28 protein-coding genes are annotated in these 23043 nt (G+C 60.8%); 2 read left to right on the top strand and 26 right to left on the bottom strand.

Translation table 11 applies throughout. From position 1 onward, the window contains the following. Positions 1-321: 321 nt before the first annotated feature. The gene (tyrS, locus tag AAAX34_RS02265; RefSeq protein ID WP_006235283.1) at positions 322-1533 is read right to left on the bottom strand and encodes a tyrosine--tRNA ligase; all 1212 of its coding nucleotides are present in this window, start codon (positions 1531-1533) and stop codon (positions 322-324) included. A gap of 97 nt (positions 1534-1630) precedes the next feature. Continuing rightward, complete coding sequence (locus AAAX34_RS02270) at positions 1631-3601, bottom strand: U32 family peptidase (protein WP_349109850.1); 1971 nt, start codon at positions 3599-3601, stop codon at positions 1631-1633. Between the two features lie 162 nt (positions 3602-3763). Here AAAX34_RS02270 and AAAX34_RS02275 point away from each other — a divergent pair, with 162 nt between their 5' ends. Next, positions 3764-5965 carry a PBP1A family penicillin-binding protein gene (locus AAAX34_RS02275; RefSeq protein WP_349109851.1) on the top strand — a complete coding sequence of 734 codons (2202 nt, stop codon included), beginning with the start codon at positions 3764-3766 and terminating at the stop codon, positions 5963-5965. A 188-nt stretch (positions 5966-6153) separates the two neighbouring features. Here AAAX34_RS02275 and AAAX34_RS02280 read toward each other — a convergent pair whose 3' ends face one another. The 23 genes from AAAX34_RS02280 to yqeB form a co-directional block, all read right to left on the bottom strand. Beyond that, the gene (locus AAAX34_RS02280) at positions 6154-6591 is read right to left on the bottom strand and encodes an ArgR family transcriptional regulator (protein ID WP_006235280.1); all 438 of its coding nucleotides are present in this window, start codon (positions 6589-6591) and stop codon (positions 6154-6156) included. Positions 6592-6723: 132 nt separating this feature from the next. Then, positions 6724-7731 carry a glycosyltransferase gene (locus AAAX34_RS02285; protein WP_349109852.1) on the bottom strand — a complete coding sequence of 336 codons (1008 nt, stop codon included), beginning with the start codon at positions 7729-7731 and terminating at the stop codon, positions 6724-6726. Positions 7732-7925: 194 nt separating this feature from the next. Beyond that, complete coding sequence (gene truA, locus AAAX34_RS02290) at positions 7926-8750, bottom strand: tRNA pseudouridine(38-40) synthase TruA (protein ID WP_117821238.1); 825 nt, start codon at positions 8748-8750, stop codon at positions 7926-7928. A 92-nt stretch (positions 8751-8842) separates the two neighbouring features. Beyond that, on the bottom strand, positions 8843-9310 hold the full coding sequence (gene rplQ, locus AAAX34_RS02295; RefSeq protein WP_006235277.1) for a 50S ribosomal protein L17: 468 nt from the start codon (positions 9308-9310) through the stop codon (positions 8843-8845). A 30-nt stretch (positions 9311-9340) separates the two neighbouring features. Continuing rightward, a complete protein-coding gene (locus tag AAAX34_RS02300) occupies positions 9341-10282 on the bottom strand; it encodes a DNA-directed RNA polymerase subunit alpha (protein WP_006235276.1) in 942 nt (313 codons plus the stop codon). 32 nt (positions 10283-10314) lie between these two features. Beyond that, entirely contained in the window at positions 10315-10911 is a 597-nt protein-coding gene (gene rpsD / locus AAAX34_RS02305; protein ID WP_006235275.1) for a 30S ribosomal protein S4, read from the bottom strand. A gap of 19 nt (positions 10912-10930) precedes the next feature. Then, complete coding sequence (gene rpsK / locus AAAX34_RS02310) at positions 10931-11335, bottom strand: 30S ribosomal protein S11 (RefSeq protein WP_006235274.1); 405 nt, start codon at positions 11333-11335, stop codon at positions 10931-10933. Between the two features lie 14 nt (positions 11336-11349). Further along, complete coding sequence (gene rpsM, locus AAAX34_RS02315; RefSeq protein WP_022094275.1) at positions 11350-11724, bottom strand: 30S ribosomal protein S13; 375 nt, start codon at positions 11722-11724, stop codon at positions 11350-11352. Positions 11725-11738: 14 nt separating this feature from the next. Further along, positions 11739-11852 (bottom strand): 50S ribosomal protein L36, encoded by a 114-nt coding sequence (gene rpmJ, locus AAAX34_RS02320; RefSeq protein WP_006363204.1) that lies wholly within the window; start codon positions 11850-11852, stop codon positions 11739-11741. 150 nt (positions 11853-12002) lie between these two features. Further along, positions 12003-12221, bottom strand: coding sequence for a translation initiation factor IF-1 (gene infA / locus AAAX34_RS02325; protein ID WP_035137443.1), 219 nt, complete (start codon positions 12219-12221; stop codon positions 12003-12005). A 104-nt stretch (positions 12222-12325) separates the two neighbouring features. Then, on the bottom strand, positions 12326-13114 hold the full coding sequence (map, locus tag AAAX34_RS02330; RefSeq protein ID WP_006235270.1) for a type I methionyl aminopeptidase: 789 nt from the start codon (positions 13112-13114) through the stop codon (positions 12326-12328). Further along, a complete protein-coding gene (locus AAAX34_RS02335; protein WP_006235269.1) occupies positions 13111-13737 on the bottom strand; it encodes an adenylate kinase in 627 nt (208 codons plus the stop codon). The genes map and AAAX34_RS02335 overlap by 4 nt, the downstream gene beginning before the upstream one ends. Before the next feature lie 18 nt (positions 13738-13755). Further along, on the bottom strand, positions 13756-15042 hold the full coding sequence (gene secY / locus AAAX34_RS02340; RefSeq protein ID WP_022094278.1) for a preprotein translocase subunit SecY: 1287 nt from the start codon (positions 15040-15042) through the stop codon (positions 13756-13758). After that, complete coding sequence (rplO, locus tag AAAX34_RS02345) at positions 15036-15485, bottom strand: 50S ribosomal protein L15 (RefSeq protein WP_006235267.1); 450 nt, start codon at positions 15483-15485, stop codon at positions 15036-15038. Before rplO ends, secY begins: the two co-directional genes overlap by 7 nt. A gap of 3 nt (positions 15486-15488) precedes the next feature. Next, complete coding sequence (gene rpmD / locus AAAX34_RS02350; RefSeq protein ID WP_006235266.1) at positions 15489-15671, bottom strand: 50S ribosomal protein L30; 183 nt, start codon at positions 15669-15671, stop codon at positions 15489-15491. A gap of 2 nt (positions 15672-15673) precedes the next feature. Then, positions 15674-16198, bottom strand: a complete 525-nt coding sequence (gene rpsE, locus AAAX34_RS02355) for a 30S ribosomal protein S5 (RefSeq protein WP_022094279.1) — start codon at positions 16196-16198, stop codon at positions 15674-15676. A gap of 14 nt (positions 16199-16212) precedes the next feature. Then, positions 16213-16581 (bottom strand): 50S ribosomal protein L18, encoded by a 369-nt coding sequence (gene rplR / locus AAAX34_RS02360; RefSeq protein WP_006235264.1) that lies wholly within the window; start codon positions 16579-16581, stop codon positions 16213-16215. A gap of 75 nt (positions 16582-16656) precedes the next feature. Then, positions 16657-17193, bottom strand: coding sequence for a 50S ribosomal protein L6 (rplF, locus tag AAAX34_RS02365; protein WP_006235263.1), 537 nt, complete (start codon positions 17191-17193; stop codon positions 16657-16659). 33 nt (positions 17194-17226) lie between these two features. Beyond that, complete coding sequence (gene rpsH / locus AAAX34_RS02370) at positions 17227-17625, bottom strand: 30S ribosomal protein S8 (RefSeq protein WP_349109853.1); 399 nt, start codon at positions 17623-17625, stop codon at positions 17227-17229. A 119-nt stretch (positions 17626-17744) separates the two neighbouring features. Beyond that, positions 17745-17930, bottom strand: coding sequence for a type Z 30S ribosomal protein S14 (locus tag AAAX34_RS02375; protein WP_022094280.1), 186 nt, complete (start codon positions 17928-17930; stop codon positions 17745-17747). Between the two features lie 79 nt (positions 17931-18009). Continuing rightward, positions 18010-18567: a 50S ribosomal protein L5 gene (gene rplE / locus AAAX34_RS02380; protein ID WP_006235260.1), complete on the bottom strand. Its 558-nt coding sequence runs from the start codon at positions 18565-18567 to the stop codon at positions 18010-18012. Between the two features lie 311 nt (positions 18568-18878). Beyond that, positions 18879-19922: an XdhC family protein gene (locus tag AAAX34_RS02385; protein ID WP_349109854.1), complete on the bottom strand. Its 1044-nt coding sequence runs from the start codon at positions 19920-19922 to the stop codon at positions 18879-18881. Between the two features lie 9 nt (positions 19923-19931). After that, positions 19932-20726 (bottom strand): selenium-dependent molybdenum cofactor biosynthesis protein YqeB, encoded by a 795-nt coding sequence (yqeB, locus tag AAAX34_RS02390; RefSeq protein ID WP_349109855.1) that lies wholly within the window; start codon positions 20724-20726, stop codon positions 19932-19934. A 102-nt stretch (positions 20727-20828) separates the two neighbouring features. On the opposite strand from yqeB, the gene yqeC reads away from it, so the two are divergent. After that, complete coding sequence (gene yqeC, locus AAAX34_RS02395; RefSeq protein ID WP_349109856.1) at positions 20829-21563, top strand: selenium cofactor biosynthesis protein YqeC; 735 nt, start codon at positions 20829-20831, stop codon at positions 21561-21563. A 109-nt stretch (positions 21564-21672) separates the two neighbouring features. Here the strand turns inward: yqeC and hydA are convergent, their stop codons facing one another. Continuing rightward, the gene (hydA, locus tag AAAX34_RS02400) at positions 21673-23040 is read right to left on the bottom strand and encodes a dihydropyrimidinase (RefSeq protein ID WP_349109857.1); all 1368 of its coding nucleotides are present in this window, start codon (positions 23038-23040) and stop codon (positions 21673-21675) included. Between the last annotated feature and the right edge of the window lie 3 nt (positions 23041-23043).

Below are 23043 nucleotides of genomic sequence, written 5' to 3' on the forward strand. Positions count from 1 at the left end.
CCTTCACCGCAGCAAGTCAATAGCCATTGTATGCCCAAACGATGGGTCAACAATACGCCTCTCCGCTTAACGGCACACGCCACTTGGCGCAATGGGGACTGCCGCTGAGCACCAATGACTACTCGACGACTACTAACTGCCGTCCCGACAACAAAAACGCCGATGTTTTGGCATCGCCAGCGAGCGGGTCGCATTTGAGACAAGGTGACGTGAAACGAAAGGGCGCTGACTTTCTGGTCACGCCCTTGAAGTTGAACGTCAGATTGTCCAAATGCGGCCCGCGCAGCGTCGGCCGGTCCGCCGTTCGGTAGAACGGCGGAACTAAATCAACTTGAAGCCCTTGCGCTTACCCACGGAGAGGGTGTCGCCCAGCTTGAGGGCGCTGGGATCGATGTTATAGCTCTTGGGAGCCACGGCCTTGCCGTTGATTTTGACGCCGCCGCCGTCGATATCGCGACGAGCCTGGCCGGCGCTGGCTGAAAGACCCAGGTCCTTGAGCAGGCCGGCGAGGTAGATCTGGCCCTCGTCGTTAACAGTCAGCTCAACATGCTTCTCGGGGAAGTCGGCGAGCTGGCCCTCCTTGAACACGCGGTCGAACTCGGCCTGGGCCTCGTCGCCGGCACCGGCGCCGTGGTAGGTGTCGCACAGGTCGCGGCCCAGAGCGCGCTTGAGCTCATAGGGATCGGCAGAGCCGTCGGCCAGAGCAGCGTCGATCTTGTCGACCTCGGCCGGGGTGAGCGAGCTCGCCAGGCGGTAGTACTTGCCAATCATCTCGTCGGGGATGGACATGGTCTTGCCGAACATATCCTTGGGCGCGTCGGTCAGGCCGATGTAGTTACCGTAGGACTTGGACATCTTACGGACGCCATCGGTGCCCTCGAGCAGCGGCATGGTGAGCGCAATCTGCGGCTCCATGCCCATCTTCTCCATGAGCTCACGGCCAGCGAGCAGGTTGAAGAGCTGATCGGTACCGCCCATCTCCACGTCGGCCTTAATCTGAACGGAGTCGAAGGCCTGCATCACGGGGTACAGGAACTCGTGCAGGGCAATCGGCGTCTGGGACTGGTAGCGCTTGGTAAAGTCATCGCGCTCGAGGATGCGGGCGACGGTGAACTTGGAGCACACCTGCAGCAGGCCGGCCAGGTCCATCGACAGGATCCAGTCGCCGTTGTGCACGATGGTGGTCTTCTCGGGATCCAGGATCTTCATGGCCTGGCTCACGTAGGTCTCGGCGTTGGCCTCGATCTGCTCCTGCGAAAGCTGCGGGCGGGTGGAGTTCTTGCCCGAAGGATCGCCGATCAGTGCGGTGCCGTTACCGATAATGAGGGTGACGTTGTGGCCCAGGTCCTGGAACTGACGCATCTTGCGCAGGGGCACGGCATGGCCCAGGTGCAGGTCGGGGCTGGTGGGATCGACGCCGAGTTTGATGTTGAGGGGCTCGCCCTTCTCAAGCTTCTTGCGAAGGTCGGCCTCGGGGACGATCTGCGCTGCGCCCGAGGTGATGATACGCATTTGCTCGTCGACAGACAGCATTGGGTATCCTCCTTTTGCTATAGCACCCTCACCGGATACGGCGGTGCTCGAAGTTCATAAACCCACTAATAATAACCAAAACGGCGCGGCCGAACACCTACGACAGGAAAATCCTCGTCCTGCCGCACGCGTCGATAACGACCGGCAAACGCGTGCCGTCACGTTCGACCAAAAAGCGCGCCCGTTGACGGCGCGAGCAGTCACGGCAACGGACCTGCCCCGTCGCATCCGTGGCGCAGGCGCCCTCGGCAGTCAGCAAGCAGTGCTCGCACACCATGAGCTCGGGACGGTCGGCGTCGACAGGTCCCAAGACACCGGGGCAAGCGGCAAGCTCGGCAACACGCTCCGCGTCGTCGGCGGCAAGCTCGGCAGGCAAATACACACGGCCCGCGCCGAGCCCGCGTAGCCAGGCAAGCGTAGCCCGGTTCGCGCAAAACACCGGTGCCGCAACGTCAAACGCCACGCCCAGCTCACGCGCCATCGCTACCTGTCCCAGATTACGGCAGACGACGCGCCCAGCACGCCGCATAAGCGAGCGTGTACGCGAGGCATCGGCTGTGCGACAGACCTCGTCGAGCACCACGGTCGCATCGGACAGATCGCGCTCGCCACACGGGTCGGCATCCATCAGCTGCCAGGCAAAAACCATGCGAGCGGAAGCCCCCTTTTCCGACGGCTCCGTCAACGCCGCCTCGGGCACGTCGCCAACAGCCACGGCGCCCTCAAAGGGCAGTACCTCAACGGCACGTGCAACGGGCGCAATCGCATCTGCCTCGGCCCGCATGCGCTCCAACACCGCCGCCGTCTGATCCAACACGCCGGCGCTGCGAATCAGGTATACCTCGCAGCCCGCGTCCACCTTACGCTTGCAATGCACGACGACGCGCTCCCCCGCCGCGGCATCCACCGGACAGGGCACCTGCGGCCAGCGCTTGGGCACATCGGGACGCGCGTCGGCACCCGGATAGAACCGAATCTCGAGCGTGTCACCCGCCGCCACGGCGGCATCGAGCTCAACGGTCACCTCTTCGTGGCCAACGGCCACCAGGCGTCCCACGCGCACACCTTGGTTGATCGCACGCTCAAAGCTCATAAGCTCGGCACCCGAACGTCCTCGCAGGTACGCATCGGTAAACCCACGGTTAAACGACCTTCCCAGCTCGCGCTCGAGCTCTTCCACGGCACCGGGGTCCCACGCGCCGTCGCACAGCATATCGAGTGCCCGGCGCCACACCCGCACCACGTTGAATACGTAATCAGGGTTCTTCATGCGCCCCTCGATCTTGAGCGACGCCACGCCGGCATCTACAAGCTCGGGCAGATGCGCAATACCCAGATAGTCGCGCGGGCACAGCAGGCGATCTCCCTCGACGGCGACAACGCTCTGTCCAGCCTCGTCCACCAGGTCGTACGCCAAACGGCACGGCTGCGTGCAGTCGCCGCGCATCGCCGAGCGCCCACGCCGCAGGGCCGAGAACTCGCACGCCCCCGAATAGCCGATGCAAATCGCACCGTGGCAGAATACCTCGATGGGCACGCCCGTGGCACATAGCGCCGCAATCTCGTCGACCGCCAGCTCGCGTGCCGTCGTCACGCGCTCGACCCCAAGCTCATCGGCGGCAAGCCGCACGGCGCTCTCGCTATGAGCGCCCGCCTGCGTGGACAGGTGAATCTCGACCCCGGGAATCGCCGCGCGCAGCGCGCAGGCCAACCCGGCATCGGCGACAATCAGAGCATCGGCGCCCAACTCCAGTGCATGAGCTCCCAACGCCACCGCGTCGGACAACTCATCGTCAAACACGAACACGTTGAGCGTTACGTACACACGCACGCCATGGGCATGCGCCACGGCGCAGCCGCGCGCAAACTCGTCATCCGTAAAGCCATGGGCGCTCACACGGGCGTTAAAGCCGCCCAACCCCGCATAGATGGCATCGGCACCCGCGGCGATGGCCGCAAGCATCTGGTCGAGTCCGCCCGCCGGCGCCAGCAGCTCGGGCAGCGCCGCACCGGCAGCATCCAATCCAGTCTCGTATTGTCCGCTCGGCCCCATCGTCCGAATCGCCATCGACAAACTCCTTACCAAGGTATGCATTCACTCTGAAAAATGCCGTCTTCCAGCATACACGAGGCCTCGCGCGCCCCGTTTGGTTTATCGTGTAATAACTTATGTCCATCCTGCCCCGACGGCACATCCACCGTCCGGCACGACATACCTGGAGGTCAATATATGGGTCCTCGCCAACGACAGGGACGCAGCCGTTCAAAGACGCATGCTCTGCCCATAATCCTGCTCTCGCTTTTGGGCTTTTTGCTTATCGCGGGCGTGGCGTTTGGCATCGGCATGGTCGGCAACGTCAACCGCTGGCTGTCCGATCTGCCCGACTACACCGACGCCAACGCGTATCTGGTGAGCGAGCCCACCGAGATCGTCGACTGCAACGGCAACAAGATTGCGAGCTTCTACACGCAAAACCGCAAGTCCATCACCAAGGACGAGGTCTCCCCCTACGTGCTGCAGGGCACCGTTGACGTCGAGGACGAGCGCTTCTACGTGCACGGCGGTATCGACCTGTGGGGTATCGCGCGTGCTGCGGTGGCAACCCTCGGCGGCGGGCACGAAGGCGCCTCGACTATCACCCAGCAGCTGGTGCGCAACACCATCCTGCAGGAGGAGCAGTTCGACTCGACCATCGAGCGTAAGGTGCGCGAGGCCTACATCGCCGTCAAGATGGAGGACATGTACTCCAAAGACGAGATCCTCATGATGTACCTCAACACCATCTACTACGGTCACGGCGCCTACGGCATCGAGGCCGCAGCCGAAACCTATCTGTCCAAGAGCGCCGCCGACCTCACCCTGAGCGAGGCCGCACTGCTCATCGGCCTTCCCAACTCGCCCTCGCAGTACGACCCCACGGTCAACCCCGACCTGGCGCTGTCCCGTCGCAACAAGGTCCTTGACAACATGTTGCGCCTGGGCCACATCACGCAGGAGGAGCACGATGCCGCACAGGCCGAGCCCATCACCCTCAACGTGACCGAGATTTCGGGCAGCGGCGTCGACGTATACTCGCAGCCCTACTTTGTCGCCTATGTTAAGCAGCTGCTGGAGCAGGAGTTCTCGACCGACGTGCTCTTTAAGGGCGGCCTGACCGTCAAGACCACCATCGACCCCACGATGCAGCAGGTGGCAGAGAATGCCGTCCGCGAGCAGCTCGACACACTCTCACTCGACGGCCTGGACATGGGCATGGTCGTCGTCGACCCCAAGACCGGCTACATCAAGTGCATGGTGGGCGGCTACGACTACAACGCCGACGAGAACCACGTAAACCATGCCACGGCCAAGCGTCCCGTCGGCTCCACCTTTAAGGCTTTTACGCTGGCAACTGCCATCCAAAACGGCATGAACCCCAACGTCACCCTCAACTGCAACTCGCCGCTCAAGGCCAAGGGCACCACGACCGAGGTCCAAAACTACGCCAACCATAGCTATGGCAACATCACGCTTAAGCAGGCAACGGCATACTCCTCCAACACCGGCTACATCCAGGTGGCGGAAGCCGTCGGCAACAGCAAGATCATCTCGCTCGTCAAAAAGCTCGGCATCGATCCCGCCAAGGACAACATCGAGGACGTTCCCGTCATGACCCTCGGCACCGGCTCGATCTCGCCGCTCGAGATGGCCGCCGCCTACGCGACGTTTGCCAACGGCGGCTACTATCGCCAGCCGATCGCCATCACCGAGATTGACTCTCGTACCGGTTCGGTGCTGTACCAGCATACCGACAATCCCTCACAGGTGCTTACCGAGGGCGAGGCCGCCGCGGTCACCGATGTTCTGTCCGGCGTCATGCAGGGCGGCGGCACGGGTGCTGCCGGTGCCCTGAGCGTCAACCAGCCCTATGCCGGCAAGACGGGCACCACCGACAACACCACCAACCTGTGGTTCTGCGGCTATACCCCGCAGCTGGCGTGCGCCCTGTGGACCGGCTATTCCGCGGGCGAGATCCCCATCCAAAAATACGGCACGGACCTGCTGGGCGACAGCACCAACCTGCCTGTCTTTAAGCGGTTTATGAACACCGTTCTGACCGGTACCGAGCGCGAGGAGTTTGCGACTGGAACGGCGCCCACCTATAAGAACAATAGCGTCTGGAAGTTCTACGGCACCAACAACACCAAGAAGACGGAGAACGACGACAAGGACAAGGACGAGAACGAGGACGAAGAGGAAACCACCACCACAACGACTACCACGACGACCACGACCACCGAGACCACGGGCGGCGACACCACCGGCGGCACCGGTACGACTGGTGGCTCGACGGGCGGCTCCACTGGTGGTTCGACCGGCGGCGATGGCGGCACGCCTACGCCCACGCCCACTCCCGACCCCTCGCCCACGCCTGACGATACGGTCGGCTAGAAATCATCCGGCCATAAGCAACAAGGCCCCCGAGCAGCTTATTTGAACTGCTCGGGGGCCTTTTTAGTTTAAAGCGACCTGATGGGCGGTCTTTATACCGGCAGACAAAAAAGGGTACCGACCAACGTCGATACCCTTTACAAGCCACCATGTCAGCGCGCACAGTGCCGAGCGCACGACCCGCACGCCTACTTGCGAGAATTGCTCAGCTTATTGATCAGCGCCTCAAGACGCTCGCCGTCCTCGGCCGTCTGGGCAATAACCAAAATCGTATCGTTGCCGGCAAGCGAGCCAAGCACATCGGGCAGCTCTGCCGCATCAACAGCGGCGGCGATGCCGGAAGCCGTGCCAGGCTGAGCCTTAATCATAACCAGATTATCGGTGCGCAGAACGCCCGTTACGAGCTCGGAAACCATACGCTGCAGGTGCAGGTCCTCTGCCAGAACATAGATGCCCTCAGGGAGCTTACGCAGTCCCATATCGGCAATATCGCGAGAGACAGTCGCCTGCGTGCAATCAAAGCCCATAGCGCGGAGCTCATCGACCAGCACGCGCTGCGTGCGGACGTCCTTATTGCGCACAATATCTCTAATGGCATCCTGGCGCCCATTGCGTTTTTTAGCCATACAAACCCTCTCTCCAAAAGATGGCGGAGACAATCAATCAGTGATTGAATAGTTTAACGCTATTTGAAGGCTTTTGTGTATAAGAACGCATTTCGAAACAATTCTATGCAAATTTGTTTCGAAATGAGCCGTTTAGGCGGTTTTTGCACCCGTCCGGTTAAGAAAAGCTGCCAGATGCGTACACATCACGCAGCGCGCGGGCTTGGCGCTGGCGATCGGCCCAAACAACAGACCGAGCCCCCGATGGTTATCCTTGAGCGCGGCGACCATCTGACGGGTTCGAGGCGCCTCGAGCATATCACGCATGCGGGCGGAACGCTCGATTGACGACACTCCATGCGGGCTCAGACACAAATTCTCGATGCAGGCGACCAGTCCGGCAAAGTAGAACTTTTGGCTTGCCAGCTTGAGCCGACCACCGCTATCTGCTTCCGAGAGTGAGTCCGCAAGCTCGTCGAGCGCTCGAGTGTCATCGGATATCCTGGTATACATGGTGGGATCAAAGGCATCTGTAAGCTTAGGTGCCACCGCGTGGAAACAAGCGTCGCCGCAGCCGGACACGAATCGTGCCTGCGAGAGCGCATAAGCCATAAACTCAACCGTACGGTACGCCTTGCCGCGCGACAGGCATGCCTCAAACAGCGGACGGCTATACATCACGCCAGAGGTCTGAGCGACTAGGCCGCCCAAAATCAACTGGGGCAGCCCAGTCACCATAGAAGACTCGTCTTCTATGGCAATAGAGGCAGCATCCAAGACGCGCGAATGACGCTCGCGATGCGCATCGTATCGATCGAGCGACACCGAGGGGAGCACAATGTCTGCCGCAGTATCGCACGCGATATCGACCATCTTGGAAAGGGCCTGCGGAGCAAACCACTCATCGGCGTTCATGGCGATGATTTGAGAGCCGCGCGAGGCATCAAAACCGGCACGAAGGCAAGCGCCGCGCTTCGCGTCCTCGACGTCAATCAAATCAATATGGATGTCCCTGTCGGCAGCAACTTGAAGCGAATGGCGCACACCGGGCGCAGCATCGCGGCAAACAACGACAATCTGCAAATCGTAGAGGTCTTGGTTCTGGATACTCTCGAGCGCACGCATCGCATAGCTGGGCGAACCTTCTACCACAAGGATCACCGAAAGTCGCGGATGCGAGCCACGTCGAACCAAGTTATCCGTCCTCTCGACAGCAATGAATCAAATCGTGGTTCATGGTACACCCCGGCAATAAAAGCAATGAGACACCGGTTGTATTGCACGCCAAGAACAGATGTTGCACACGTGCAGCCCACAGATGACAGGTGCCGACGAACGACGCGTCGAGCCCTCCCCTAGTCGAGCACGACAAGCTCGGCGGGATCGTAATCCACACCCATAAACGTAAGACCGCAGGCAGGAGCCGTGGGACCCGCAGCGGTACGATCGCAAGCATCGATGACCTCGCGCATCCACTCGGGTTCACGGCGATGCATGCCAATCTCGACAAGCGTGCCCACAATCGTGCGGACCATCGAATGCAGAAACGCATTGCCCTCGATGGTAAACGTCAGGATGTCCTCGCCAAACGCAACCTCATGGCCAAACTCGGCGCGCATTACGCAGCGGTGCGTAGGTTTGCCCACGGCAGAGGCAACCTTGCAAAAGCTTTTAAAGTCCTGTTCGCCCAAAAGCGCAGGGCAGGCGGCCGCCATCGCATCGACGTCGAGGGGATAGCGATGCCACCACACAGCACCGCGTGACAGCACGGGCCGCGCATCACGATCGGCAATGCGATAGGTGTAAGTGCGAGAGCGCGCGTCAAAGCGCGCAGAAAAGCCCTTACGAGCCTTGTAGACCTCGTTGATGGCGATATCTTTGGGCAGCAGGGCATCCATAGCCCGCAGCCACCTACGGCGCGTACACGCGAGCTCAGCGTCCGTTACAGGCACGCTGATGTACTGAGCCACGGCATGTACGCCGGCATCGGTACGTCCCGCGCACGTCAAATCGATCGGGCGGCGAAGCAGCGTCTCGATGGCTCGACGTAGCTCACCCGCAACCGTCGTCTGTCCCGGCTGCTCGGCAAATCCGCTATACGACGAGCCATCATAGGCCACGCGGAAAACGAGCGTGGCGTCAAGCTCGGAAATCGAATTGAAATCAGACGGCGCAGTCATGGGCGCTCCCAACAAACAAGTAACGGTATCGCGACAAAAAAAGAGGGGTACGCGAACGTACCCCTCGAATATAGCCTATGCAGACGGAATGTCTACTCAGCGGTCTCCTCAGCAGGAGCCTCCTCGACAGCCTCGACCTTCTTGGGAGCAGCGGCCTTCTTGGGGGCCGGAGCAGCCTTCTTGGCCTTAGGCGTGCAAGGCTCGGTGACGAGCTCCATGATAACGATGGGAGCGTTGTCGCCCTTGCGGTTGCCGAGCTTCATGATGCGGGTGTAACCGCCGTTGCGGTCCTGCCACATGCCCTGGGCAGCCTTGTCGAAGATCTCGGCAACGAGCTGCTTGTCGCCGAGCTTGGCGATAGCCAGACGACGAGAGTGCAGATCGCCCTTCTTGGCCCAAGTGATGATCGGGTCGACGACCGAACGCAGCGCCTTAGCGCGGGTCTCGGTGGTCTTGATGCGGTCGTTCTCGAAGAGGGCCTTAGCAAGGCTCTTCTTCATGGCCTTGGTGTGGCTCGCATCGGTGCCGAGCTTCAGGCCCTTCTTAACGTTGTGACGCATGGTCTAGTTTCTCCTCAAATATGCGAAGCATTAAGCCTTCAGGCTCAGGCCCATGGACTCAAGCTTGTCCTTCACTTCCTCGATCGACTTAACACCGAAGTTACGGATGTTGAGCAGATCGTTCTCCGAGAACTCAACGAGCTGACGGACCGAGTGAATGCTGGCGCGCTTAAGGCAGTTGTAGGAACGGACGGAAAGGTCCAGATCCTCGATCTGCTTGTCCAGCTCGGCGTTGTCGTTGGTGACCTCGGGAGCGAAGATCGAAGCCTCCTCCTCGACCTCGGGGGTCTCGGCAAGGTTCATAAAGGCGGCCATATGCTGGTTGATGATATTGGCAGCCTGGACCACGGCGTCGCGCGGGGCGATGGAGCCGTTGGTCTCGATCTCGAGGACAAGGCGGTCGTAGTCGGTGTGCTGACCGACACGACAAGCCTCAACGAGCTTGGCGCAACGGGAAACCGGCGAGTACAGCGAGTCGACATGGATCACACCGATGGGATCGTTATCGCGCTTGTTGGCCTCGCCAGAAACATAGCCGCGGCCATAGCCGATGCGCATGCTCATGGTGAGATGGCCACCCTCGGTGAGCGTAGCAATGTGCTGCTCGGGGTTGACCAGCTCAAACTCGGACGGAATAAAGAAGTCCGCACCGGTGACCTCGCAGGGGCCGTCAACCGAGATGGTGGCGGTCGCCTCGTCGGTCGTGCCGAGAGCCCTGAAGACAAGACCCTTGACATTCAGGACGATGTCGGTGACATCCTCGACCATGTTAGGGATGGTCATGAACTCGTGCTGCGCACCATCGATCTGAATAGCCTCGACGGCGGCACCCTCGAGCGAGGACAGAAGAACGCGACGAAGGGAGTTACCCAGCGTATCGCCGTAGCCACGCTCGAGCGGCTCGACGGAGACACGAGCAGACGTCTCGTTGATCTCTTCGACCTGAACCTGAGGCCTAATGAATTCTGACATGTATTACCTCCAGCCTCAGCAGCCCGGATGGACTACTTAGAGTAGAGCTCGACGATGAGCTGCTCGTTGATATCACCGCTGATCTGCTCACGCGTCGGCAGAGCGAGCACGTTACCAGACAGCTTCTCGATATCGACCTCGAGCCAGCCAGGGACCTCAAAGCGCTCGGAGGAAATCAGGGCCTCCTTGATGGGGAGGAGGTCACGGAACTTCTCGCCGACAGCGACGACGTCACCGGCCTTGACGCGGTAGGACGGGATGTCCACGCGCTTGCCGTTCACGGTGAAGTGACCGTGACGGACGGACTGACGAGCCTCTTTGCGGGTGCGGGCGAAGCCAAGACGGAAGACAACGTTGTCGAGGCGAGACTCAAGGATGATCATGAGGTTCTCACCGGTGACGCCGTTCATCTTGCGGGCCTTGTTGAAGTAGCCGTGGAACTGCTTCTCCAGAACGCCATAAATAAACTTGACCTTCTGCTTCTCGCGCAGCTGCATGCCGTACTCAGATTCCTTGCGACGGCGCTTGGGCTGACGGATAGATTCCTTCTTGCTGCTGTAACCGAGCTCAGCGGGATCGATCCCGAGCTGACGGCAGCGCTTAAGAACAGGAGTCCTGTCGATTGCCATATTGATACGATCCTTTCAGTTACACGCGGCGACGCTTCTTGGGGCGGCAGCCGTTGTGCGGAATGGGGGTCTTGTCCTGGATGCTCGAGACCTCGAGGCCAGCAGCCTGGAGGGAGCGGATGGCGGTCTCACGACCGGAGCCGGGGCCCTTGACGAAGACGGAAACCTTCTTCATACCGTGCTCCATGGCCTGCTTGGCAGCAGCCTCGGCAGCCATCTGGGCAGCGAACGGCGTGGACTTACGGGAGCCCTTGAAGCCCACCTGGCCAGCCGACTTCCAGGAAATGACGTTGCCCTGGGGATCGGTGATCGAAACGATCGTGTTGTTGAACGTAGAACGAATGTGAGCCTGGCCCACGGAAATGTTCTTACGGTCCGCGCGCTTCAGACGGGCAGCGCGAACGTTCTTCTTAGCAGTAGCCATCTATCTAGCGCTCCTTATTTCTTCTTCTTAGCACCGATCTGACGCTTCGGGCCCTTGCGGGTACGAGCGTTAGTGTGGGTGCGCTGGCCGCGGACCGGGAGGCCCTTGCGGTGACGAAGGCCGCGGTTGCAGCCGATGTCCATAAGGCGCTTGACGTTCTGGTTGCGCTCACGGCGGAGGTCGCCCTCAACCATGATCTGGTTCTTATCGATATAATCGCGGATGGCGTTAACCTCATCCTCGGTGAGGTCCTTAACGCGCGTATCCACGTTAACGTTGCACTCGACGCAGATCTTCGTCGCAGTGGTGCGGCCGATGCCGTAAATGTAGGTCAGACCGATCTCAACGCGCTTCTCACGCGGGAGGTCGACACCATTAATACGGGCCAACGTAGTCTCCTCTCTTAACCCTGACGCTGCTTATGACGGGGGTTCTCGCAAATGACGAGGACCTTGCCATGGCGCCTAATGATTTTGCACTTATCGCACATCTTCTTGACCGAAGGACGTACCTTCATCGTTCTTCCTTTCGGTAGCGCTCAAACTACTTCCCTACTATCTACTCGCCCAGCCGCAGGCGTTTAAAACTATGGCTGGTCTTCACACACAATCCGACTGTAGGTTGAGCTAAGCCTGCAGCCGGAAATGGAGTGCGTGTATGCGTGCCGCTATTTATAGCGATAGGTGATGCGGCCGCGGGTCAGGTCGTACGGGGAAAGCTCCACGACAACCCTGTCACCGGGGAGAATGCGGATGTAATTCATTCGGATCTTGCCAGAAATGTTGCACAGAACCGAATGACCGTTCTCGAGCTCAACCTTAAACATGGCGTTGGGCAGCGGCTCTTTTACCGTACCCTCGAGCTCAATTGCGTCTTCCTTCTTCACAAGCAATCATCTTTCTCTAGAAAACGACAGCGATTGAGTATTCTACAACACGTATGCACGCATCGTAATAACTTCGTAATGGCTCCACAACTAAGTGGAACTTGTTACATTTCTCCGCCTTGGAGCGAACACCAAGCACCTTGCGCATCCGTGGTGAGAATCACCGGACCGTCATTGGTGATGGCGACGGTGTTCTCGTAGTGCGCGGCGGGCAGGTGGTCGTTGGTCGTGACGATCCAACCGTCGGAACCCGTGCTCACATGGTTGGAACCCATCGTAACCATCGGCTCAATGGCAATGACCATGCCGGCCTGGAGGCGAACGCCCCTCCCCTTCTTTCCATAGTTAGGAACGTTGGGGTCCTCGTGCATCACGCGGCCAATGCCATGGCCCACATAATCACGAAGCACGCCGTAACCGTGAGACTCGGCGAGGGACTGAACGGCATAACCGACGTCCCCGATATGGTTACCGGGAACAGCCTGCTCGATGGCAGCCTTAAGGCAATCGCGCGTGACCTCGCACAAAGCCTTGGCTTCGGGCGTGGGGGTGCCGACGAAAAACGTCCAAGCGTTATCGCCGACCCAACCGTCGACAACGGCTCCCGTATCGATGGAGATGATATCGCCATCGCGCAGGATCATGTCGGGGTTGGGAATACCGTGTACCACGGCATCGTTAATCGATGCGCAAATGGTTCCGGGAAACCCGCCGTAACCCTTAAAGGCTGGGGTGCCACCATGCATGCGGATAATCTGCTCCGCGAGCTGATCGAGCTCAAAAGTCGAAACGCCAGGGCGCACCATGGCTCCAACGTGGCGGAGCGCCATCTTAGATAGCGCTCCTGCCTTCTTCATCTGCTCGATTTGCGTTGCAGACTTAATCTTGATCATAGACCGAGAGCCTCTTTGACATCCCCGTACACGGTCTCGCGAGCCTGGTCACCGTTGACCGACTTGAGCAGACCCTGGCCACGATAGTAGTCGACGAGCGGGCTCGTGGACTTCTCGTAGACGTCGAGACGGTTCTTGATGGTCTCGGGCTTGTCGTCGTCGCGCTGATACATCTCGCCGCCACACTTGGGGCAGGTAGCATCGGCAGCGGTGCCGGTGTAACCGCAGGCGCGGCAGGTGCGACGCGAAGACAGACGATCGATGATGACCTCGGGGGCCACATCGACCAGAAGGGCGCAGTCGATCTCGCGACCCATGGCGGAGAGCTCGGAATCGAGCGTCACGGCCTGGGCGGTGTTGCGCGGGAAGCCGTCGAGGATGAAGCCCTGCTGGGCGTCATCGGCGGCAAGGCGCTCCTTGACAAGGTCGATCACGAGCTGGTCGGGAACGAGCTCGCCAGCGTCCATGTACTTCTTAGCCTGAATACCAAGCTCGGTGCCACCCTTGACGGCAGCACGCAGCAGGTCGCCCGTGGAAATGTGGGCGACGCCAAACTCGGCGACGAGCTCCTGTGCGACGGTGCCCTTACCGGCACCCGGAGCTCCGAGCAATACGAGGTTCATGAGCAATCCTCCTCTAGCCTATTTAAAGAATCCATCGTAATCATACATCTTGATCTGGCCTTCGAGCTTATCGACCGTGTCGAGCACGACGCCGACCATGATGAGGATGGACGTGCCGCCAAATGCCTGAATCAGCTGGTTACCCGTGAAGGAGAAGATGATCGAAGGCACGATGGCGATGAGCGCCAAAAAGACAGCACTGGGAAGCGTGATCTTGTTGAGCGCGTTCTTGATGTAGGCCGCGGTAGCCCTACCCGGACGCACGCCCGGAATAAAGCCGCCCTGCTTCTTAAGGTTGTCGGCCGTGTCATCGGGGTTGAACACCATGGAGGTGTAGAAGTACGCGAAGAACACGATGAGGACAACGTTAAGCACCCAGTTGAGCCAGCCGCGCGAAAGCGCAGAAGCAACTGCCTGGATCCAGCCGATGCCGGGGAAGAACACGGCAATCTGAGCCGGGAAGTACAGCAGCGCCGAAGCGAAGATGATCGGCACGACACCCGCGGTGTTGACCTTGATGGGCAGGTAGGTGGTCTGGCCACCCATCATGCGACGGCCCACGACGCGCTTAGCGTAGGAGACCGGGATGCGGCGCTGGCCGCGCTCAAGGAAAACAATCAGCGGGATAACCAGCAGGATGATGGCGCAGATAATCACCATGGTGATGATGCCACCGGCATTGCCCTCGGTGCTGGAGAAGATAGCCTGCGGCAGACCGGCCATGATGTTCGCAAAGATGATCAGCGACATGCCATTGCCGATACCGCGCTGGGTGATGAGCTCACCAATCCACATGATCAGCATGGCGCCCGCGGTGAGCGTGCCGACGATCATGAGGTCGAAGATGATCTCGGGAGCGCCGGCACCGTTGAAGCTGATGCCGAAGCTCTTAAAGAGGAAGAGGTAACCCACGGAGTTGAGGATTGCCAGAGCAAGGGTGAGGTAACGCGAATACTGCGTAATCTTGGTCTGACCGACCTCGCCCTCGCGGGCAAGCTCATGCAGGGAAGGCACGACGGCCTGGAGCATCTGGAGGATGATCGAGCTGGTGATGTAAGGCATGATGCCCAGCGAAAACACCGACACATAGCTCAACGCGCCGCCAGAGAAAAGATTCAGGAGGGCCATAGCACCTGCGGCGACCGAATTGTTATCGGTCGAGAAAAGGCCCAGCATCCCCTGGAAGGGAATGCCGGGCACAGGAACGTGCGCACCAATGCGGTACACGACGAGCATAGCTATGGTAAAAAGAATCTTTTCGCGCAATTCTTTGATGCGGAAAGCATTCTTAAGACCATTTAGCACGGCAGCTCGACCTTTCCGCCGGCGGCCTCGATCTTGGCCTGCGCAGAAGCGCTGACCTTGTCGACCTTGACCGTGAACTTCTTGGTGAGCTCACCATTGCCGAGCACCTTGACGGGCTCGAACTCGCTCTTGGTGATGCGAGCGGCCTTAAGAGCGGCACCGTCGATCACAGCGCCGTCCTCGAACTTACGCTCGAGACGCTCAACGTTAACAGCGGTGTACTCGATACGACGGGGGTTGCGGAAGCCCGGAAGCTTGGGCAGGCGCATGGCCAGCGGAGTCTGGCCACCCTCGAAGCCGGCACCCTTGGTGCCGCCAGAGCGGGAACCCTGGCCCTTCTGACCGCGGCCAGAAGTGGTGCCGTGACCCGAAGAATTGCCACGGCCGACGCGCTTGCGGTTCTTGGTGGAACCGGGCGCGGGAGTAAGATCGTGAAGCTGCATTTGCTACTCCTCTACAATCTCGACAAGGTGCTTGACCTTGAAGATCATGCCGCGGACGGACTCGTTGTCAGCAATCTCGCGAACCTCGCGGATCCTGTGGAGACCGAGGGCACGGACAGTACGGACCTGGTCCTGCTTGCAACCGTTGGTGCTGCGGACCTGCTTGATCTTGATGGTGTCAGCCATGCTTAGTTCTCCTTACCGACGAACATCTCGGAGACCGTCAGGCCACGGCGAGCCGCGACGTCCTCAGGGCTGGAGAGCTCCTTGAGGCCCTCGACGGCAGCCTTGATGATGTTGAGGCCGTTGTCGGTACCGAGGGACTTGGACAGGACGTTCTTGATGCCAGCAAGCTCAAAGAGGGGACGCACAGCGCCGCCGGCGATAACGCCGGTACCCTCGACAGCGGGCTTGATGATGATGCGGCCGGCACCAAAGTGACCGAGAACCTCGTGCGGAATGGTGCCCTGATCGGTCACCGGCACGTGGAACATGTTCTTCTTGGCATCGAGAGACGCCTTGGAGATGGCCATGGGCACCTCAGCGGACTTGCCCATGCCAACGCCGACGTTGCCCTTGCCGTCACCAACGACGACGAGAGCGACGAGGCTCATGCGACGACCACCCTTGACGGTCTTCGACACGCGGTTGATGTAAACGACGCGCTCCTCGAACTCGGAGGCCTCGCGCTGCTGCTTCTGATTACGAGCCATGTGCTACATACCTCCTAGAACTCGAGACCGGCGGCACGAGCACCGTCGGCGAGGGCCTTGACGCGGCCATGGTAGATACGGCCACCGCGATCGAAGGCGACCTTGGTGATGCCGGCCTCGATGGCGCGCTTGCCAACGAGCTGACCGACCTTCTCCGCAGCCTCCTTGTTCGAGGTGTGGGTGCCCTTGAACTCGGCCTCGAGGGTCGAGGCAGAGACGAGCGTCAGGCTGGAGCCCTTGCTGTCGTCGATGATCTGGGCATAGATGTTGGCGTTAGTACGGGTCACGCGAAGACGCGGACGCTCGGAGGTACCCGAGACCTTGCCGCGAACACGACGCTGACGACGCTTGAGGCCTTCCAGCTTCGCCTTATGCTTGTTCATACGTAAACTCCTAAAAAGGTTGATCTTGCCAGCACCTGACGGGGTGCTGGTCTTATGCGAGTGAGTCGGTTACGACTACTTGGCGGCCTTACCCAGCTTGCGGCGGATGTGCTCGCCAACGTAGTGGATACCCTTGCCCTTGTAAGGCTCGGGAGGACGATGGCCGCGGATCTCAGCGGCGATCTGACCGACCTGCTGCTTGTTGATACCCTTGACGTTCACGTGGGTGTTGTCGGGAACCTCGAAGGTGATGCCCTCGGGAGCCTCGACGATCACGGGGTGCGAGAAGCCCAGGGAGAACTCGAGGTTCTTGCCCTTCTGCTGCACGCGGTAACCGACGCCGGCGAGCTCGAGCTTCTTCTCGAAGCCCTCGGAAACGCCAACAACCATGTTGTGGATGAGGGCGCGGGTGAGGCCGTGGCGGGCACGGGTCTCACGCTCGTCGTCGGGACGGGAAACGGTGAGGACGTTGTCCTCGACGTTGATAGCGAGCTTCTCAAAGACATCGAGCTCGAGCTGGCCCTTGGGGCCCTTGACGACAACATTGTTGCCGTTGACTGCCACTTCGACTCCGGCGGGAATCTGGACAGGCTTATTACCGATACGAGACACGGTGATCTCCTTTCCTTCTACCTACCGAGCGAATTACCAGACGTAAGCGATGATCTCGCCGCCGACGTTGTGCTTGCGAGCATCGCGGTCGGTCATGACGCCATGGCTGGTGGAAATAATGGCGGTACCAAGGCCACCGCGGACGCGGGGCATGTCGGCAACGCCGGTGTACTTACGCAGGCCCGGCTTGGAAATGCGGCGGATGCCGTTGATGACCTTAGCCTTCTTGGGACCATACTTAAGCGTGATGTGCAGAGTCTTCTGGGGAACGGTGTCCTCGACATTGTAGCCCTCGATGTAGCCCTCCTCGTGCAGAACACGAGCGATCTCGACGAGCTTCTTGCTGCTCGGCATGGAGACCGTGGCCTTGTTCACAGAGTTAGCGTTACGGATGCGCGTAAGCATATCTGCGATCGGGTCTGTAAGGTTCATACAGATTCTCCTTCGTTCTTGATGAACACGTGCTCTTGGTTCTTCGCCGCCCTTAACGGCAAAGCCTTTTTAGCGCGTTTTCCCTGTTCCAAACTGATGCTTGAAACGCTGGTAGTGACTTACCAGCTGGCCTTCTTAACGCCGGGAAGCTCGCCCTTGAGTGCAAGCTCGCGGAAGCAGACACGGCACAGGCCGAACTTGCGGTACACAGAGTGCGGACGGCCGCAGCGCTGGCAGCGCGTGTACTCACGAGTAGAGAACTTCTGCTTGCGATTGCACTTGACGATCATCGATGTCTTAGCCACTTATATCCTCCTCACATAGAGTATTGTTCGCCCCAAGCGCCGCCCCCTTGTGGGAACGGCGCTTATAGGGCAGGTGAACCTATTTCTTGAACGGGAAACCGAAGGCGTCCAGAAGGGCCTTGGCCTCCTCATCGGTATTGGCGGTGGTCACGAAAGTGATGTCCATACCGCGCTGGTGATCGACGGAGTCGAAGTCGATCTCGGGGAAGATGAGCTGCTCGGTGACGCCCATGGAGAAGTTACCACGGCCGTCGAAGCTCTTGGCGGAGATGCCGCGGAAGTCGCGGATACGGGGGATCGCGACGGAGGTCAGACGATCGAAGAACTCCCACATACGGTCGCCACGCAGGGTAACCTTGCAGCCGATCGGCATACCAGCGCGCAGGCGGAAGGTAGCGATGGACTTGCGGGCACGGGTGATCATCGGCTGCTGGCCGGTGATGGCGCGCAGGTCGCGCACGGCACCGTCGATGGCCTTGGAATCGGTAGCGGCCTCGCCGACACCCATGTTCACGACGATCTTCTCAAACTTGGGGATCATCATGACGTTCTCGTACTGGAACTTGTCCTGAAGCTGCTGCTTGACCTCGTTGTTGTACTTGGTCTTCAGACGCGGCACATACTTCTCTTCTGCCATTGTTCACTCCTTCTTGGGGTTTTAAGCACGGGGCGTGGCCACGATGGGTTGTCCTCGTGCCTCCTGGCTGCATCCGCGCCGCTCATGGCATTTTGCGGTTTGGACTCGACGCAGCAGGAGCCGACAAAACAATCGGTACTATACGCGCATTGGGTGCGTATTTCCAGAAAAACCTCGTCTGCCTGCACAACTCCACAACTCCCCCGCACAAATGGGTCCCAAAAAGCAGTTGCGGTGAAATAGGGACTGTTGGGCGGCCTAACAGGCTTAAACAATCCGTATTTCACCGCAACTTATTGGTGGGGATGCGATTAGCGCTTGCGGGGGACGAGTTTGGTGCGGCGCAGGTGAATCATCTCGGCGGCGATGGAGATGGCAATCTCCTCGGGGTCCTCGGCCTCGATGGCAACGCCGATCGGCAGGTGCAGCTCGTCGATCTGGTCCTGCGTAAAGCCTTCCTGCTCCAGGCGGGCACGCACAAAGGCCCTCTTGCGGCGCGAACCCAGACAGCCCAGGTAGGCAGGCTTGGCGTGCATGGCCTGAATCACCACGTCGATATCGGACTTGTGACCCGCCGTGGCGACGACCACCAGGTCGCGCGGGCCGATGGGGCACAGCTCGCTCAGGTTCTTGTAATCGACCAAGCGACGATCGTAGACACCGGGCACCCAATCGGGGGTCAGCGTGCCGGGGCGGTCGTCGCACGCCACGACGGCAAAGCCCGCCGCCGTGAGCACCCGCGCCGTCGCGGCGCCCACGTGGCCGCAGCCAAAGATATAGGTCAGGCCCTCGGGGCAGAGCGTCTCGATGTGCGCCGCGGGAATCTCGGAGGCGGCGTTGGTGTAGGTGACCTTACTCCCCTCCTCCACCAGCGAAAGCTCGGGGCAGCCGGCAATGGTATGGCGCGATGCCTCGCCATGGTACTCGGCCACATCGCCCTCGAGCGCGCTCGCGATAAACGGCTCAAAGTCGATGACGAAGTCGCCGATGCGCCGATAGACCAAGACGTCGGCAATTTCCTGAAACAACGGTGCCTGGGTCGCATCCAGATGCAGATAGCACAGGCAGATGGCTCCGCCGCAGATCATGCCGGTATCGGAGTTCTCGCCGCCCATGGTGTAGCGGACCAGACGCGATTGCCCCGCGGCCAGCAGCTCTCGCGCCTCGTCCAGCGCAAAGAGCTCGATCTTGCCGCCGCCGATGGTGCCCGCCTGGCTGCCGTCGGCAAAGACGACCATCCAGGCGCCCACGCCGCGCGGCGACGACCCCGCCGTGCCGGCCACGACCACGAGCTCGCACGTCTCGCCAGCACGCAGGGCGACAAGCGCCGCATTCACAACATCGAGCTTTTCCATTGCCGCCTTCTATCCTCTAAAGATATCGGTGAGCATAGCGAGTGCCTCGAGCACGCCGCCGCCGACCGACGTCGCCTTGTCCGAAATGTAGTTGATATAGCTGGCATCGCCGCGCGGATCGGCATCGGCGCATTTAAAGCCCTCGGTCACCTGCACGCCGTTCGCCAAAAGCCCGCGCAGACAGCCATCGATCTGCGTGCGCATGGGCGTATCGCCCGCGTAGCCAATCACGTCTCCGGCGCGCACGATGTCGCCGATTGCGCGGTCGGACCGAAACACGCCGGCGGCGGGGCTGTGGATTACGCGCTCCTTGCCATAGCCGGCGATAATGCCCGGCACGCCCGTGTTGGGCTGGGGCGAACCTTGGGTAATGACACGGCCCAAGAAATGCCCGCGCATGGTCTCGACCACGGCGTCGCAGTCAACCGGCGCGGTAAAGCCCGGCCCCACGGCGATGACGGCAGGCGCCATGTCGCGCGTAGTACCCAGGTTGCGCTTGGCCAAAATCGCGTCGACCACGGCAGCGGGTTTAAGCTCATCGAGCATCTTGGCCTGGGGGTCTACCACGACGGCGACGTCTCCGGCCTCGGTAATTGCAAGCGCCTCTGCCGGCGTCTGCGCCAAGCGAGCGCGAATGCCCTCGACCTGGACCTCGCCCAGGCGAATGGCCTCGCAAAAACTGATTGTGCGGCGGATGCACGTGGGAACCGCGATATCGGCCATAACGACCGACACGCCGGCGCGCACCAAACGGGCGGCGACGCCCGTGGCGATATCGCCGGCGCCGCGAACATAAACGAGCATTCCCGGGGCACCTCCCTGTGCTACGGTTTGAGCAGAGCAAAAGCGGTTCGACCGCTACTCTGATGATTATTTATTATCACAGTATTATACGGCGGTGAACAGATGGAAACGGTTAGCGGCAATCTTGCCTCGGCGCTCAGGATCGAGCCGGGCATTACCGCGATTATCGGCAGCGGCGGCAAGTCGACGTTGCTCAAAACGCTGGGTCTTGAGCTCATGCGCGCTGGCGGCCGCGTGCTCCTCTGCACCACCACGCATATGCTTCCCGTTGCCGGCGTGCCATGGGACGGGTCGAATCGTCGCCTGGACGCCGCGCCTTGGAAGCCGGGCGCCTCGCATGTCCCCGGTTGCACCTGCGAGGCCTGCGCGGGCCTTGCACGCGGAGGCATCTGCCAGGCAGGCGTCTTGGACCCGGAGACAGGCAAGCTCTCCGCCCCCGCCGAGCCACTCGGCGGGCTGGCACAGCGCTTTGACTATGTGTTGGCCGAGGCAGACGGTAGCAAGCGACTCCCGCTCAAGGCGCATGCCGCCTGGGAGCCGGTAATTCCCGCCGGCACGGCCAACGTCATCTGGCTCGTCGGCGCCTCGGGACTCAGCAAGCCCATCAACGAAGCCGTCCACCGCCCCGAGCTCTTTTGCGAGCGTTGCGGCTGCGAGCTCACCGACATCGCCACGCCCGAGCGCGTCGCCCAGGTGCTCAATGCCGAGATGCAGGCGCTGAAACTCAGCACCGCACGCGTCATGCTCAACCAAGTCGACACGCTCAGCGACCCCACGATGGCCGACCGCTTCGAGGCAGCTCTCGACCGCCCCGTCGTCGCCAGCAGCCTCAAGTAGCCGGCCCCATCTCCTCAGTTGCGGTGAAATACGGACTGTTTGGCCGCCCGACGGCCGCAAACAGTCCGTATTTCACCGCAACTGAGGAGGGGACACGGCATCTTTGCTGCTAGCGGGGCACGTAGCGGCCGGGTTGGGCTCCGGTGGGCTCGCCATCGCGCGCCACCAGCACGCCGTTCACAAACACGGCCTTGGCGCGGCCATGTGCCTCAAAGCCCTCGAGCGGCGTGTAGTCCACGGCCTGATGCTGTGTCGCGGCGCTGATTGTCCAGCGCGCTTTGGGATCCCACACGCACACATCGGCATCGGCGCCCTCGGCAAGACAGCCCTTGCGCGGGTACATGCCAAACACGCGCGCCGGGTTCTCGCTCATCAAGCGGCAGAGGTCCTCGGGTCCCAGCTGTCCCTCAAAGCTCGTGGCAATCGCGACGGGACGATGCTCCACGCCGGGCACGCCGTTGGGAATCGCGCGGAAATCGTCGCGCCCGCGGTCCTTTTGCCCGTGCAGGTTAAAGCTGCAATGATCGGTCGCAATCGTATCGATCTCGCCGGCCACAAGCGCCTCGCGCAGTGCCGCACGGTCACCGGCATGGCGCAGCGGCGGGCTCATCACGTACTTGGCGCCCGCAAAGCCGTCCTCGCCCTGCTCCAGATAGCAGGTGTCGTCAAGCATCAGATATTGGGGGCAGGTCTCGACATAGATATTCTTCTGCCCGCGCGCTTTGGCAGCACGAATGGCCCCGAGCCCCAACTTGGTCGAAAGGTGCACCACGTTGACTGGGGCGTCGCCGGCCAGGTGCGCCAGATACAGCAGGCGGCTCACGGCTTCGGCCTCACACACGTCCGGGCGGCTGAGCGCATGCCCCTCGGGCCCATGAATTCCCTGCTCGTACACGCGCTTCTGCAGCTCATTCACCAGCGTACCGTTCTCGCAATGCACGCACAGTATGCCGCCAATACGCTTGAGCTCCTCGAGCACCTCGAGCGTCTCGGCATCGTCCAGGCGCAAATGATCGTAGGCAAAGTAGGTCTTAAACGACGATACGCCCGCCTCGCGCATAGCCGAAAGATCGGCGCGGTTGCGTTCATTCCACTCGGCGAGTGCCATATGAAAGGCGTAGTTGGCCGTGCAGGTTCCGTCGGCACGGCGATGCCACTCGGCCAAGGCATCGGGCATGGTCACGCCGCGATCAGCCGTCGCGTAGTCCACGATGGTCGTCGTACCGCCGCAGGCAGCCGCACGCGTGCCGGTTTCAAAGCTATCGGCTGTCCAATCCATGCCAGTCCAGCACTGCATGTGCGTGTGGCCGTCGATAAAGCCGGGAAACACCCAGCAGCCCGCGGCGTCCTCGACGGTATCGCCCTCGGCCGGCTCAATCGCCGCGGCAATCCGCACAATCTTGTCGCCCTCCATGGCAAGATCGGCGCGGCGAAGCCCCTGGGGCGTCACGAGCGCGCCGTTTTTGATGATGATCATGTT

It is taken from the genome of Collinsella sp. CLA-ER-H4, assembly GCF_040092395.1.
In the GTDB taxonomy this organism is placed as follows: domain Bacteria; phylum Actinomycetota; class Coriobacteriia; order Coriobacteriales; family Coriobacteriaceae; genus Collinsella.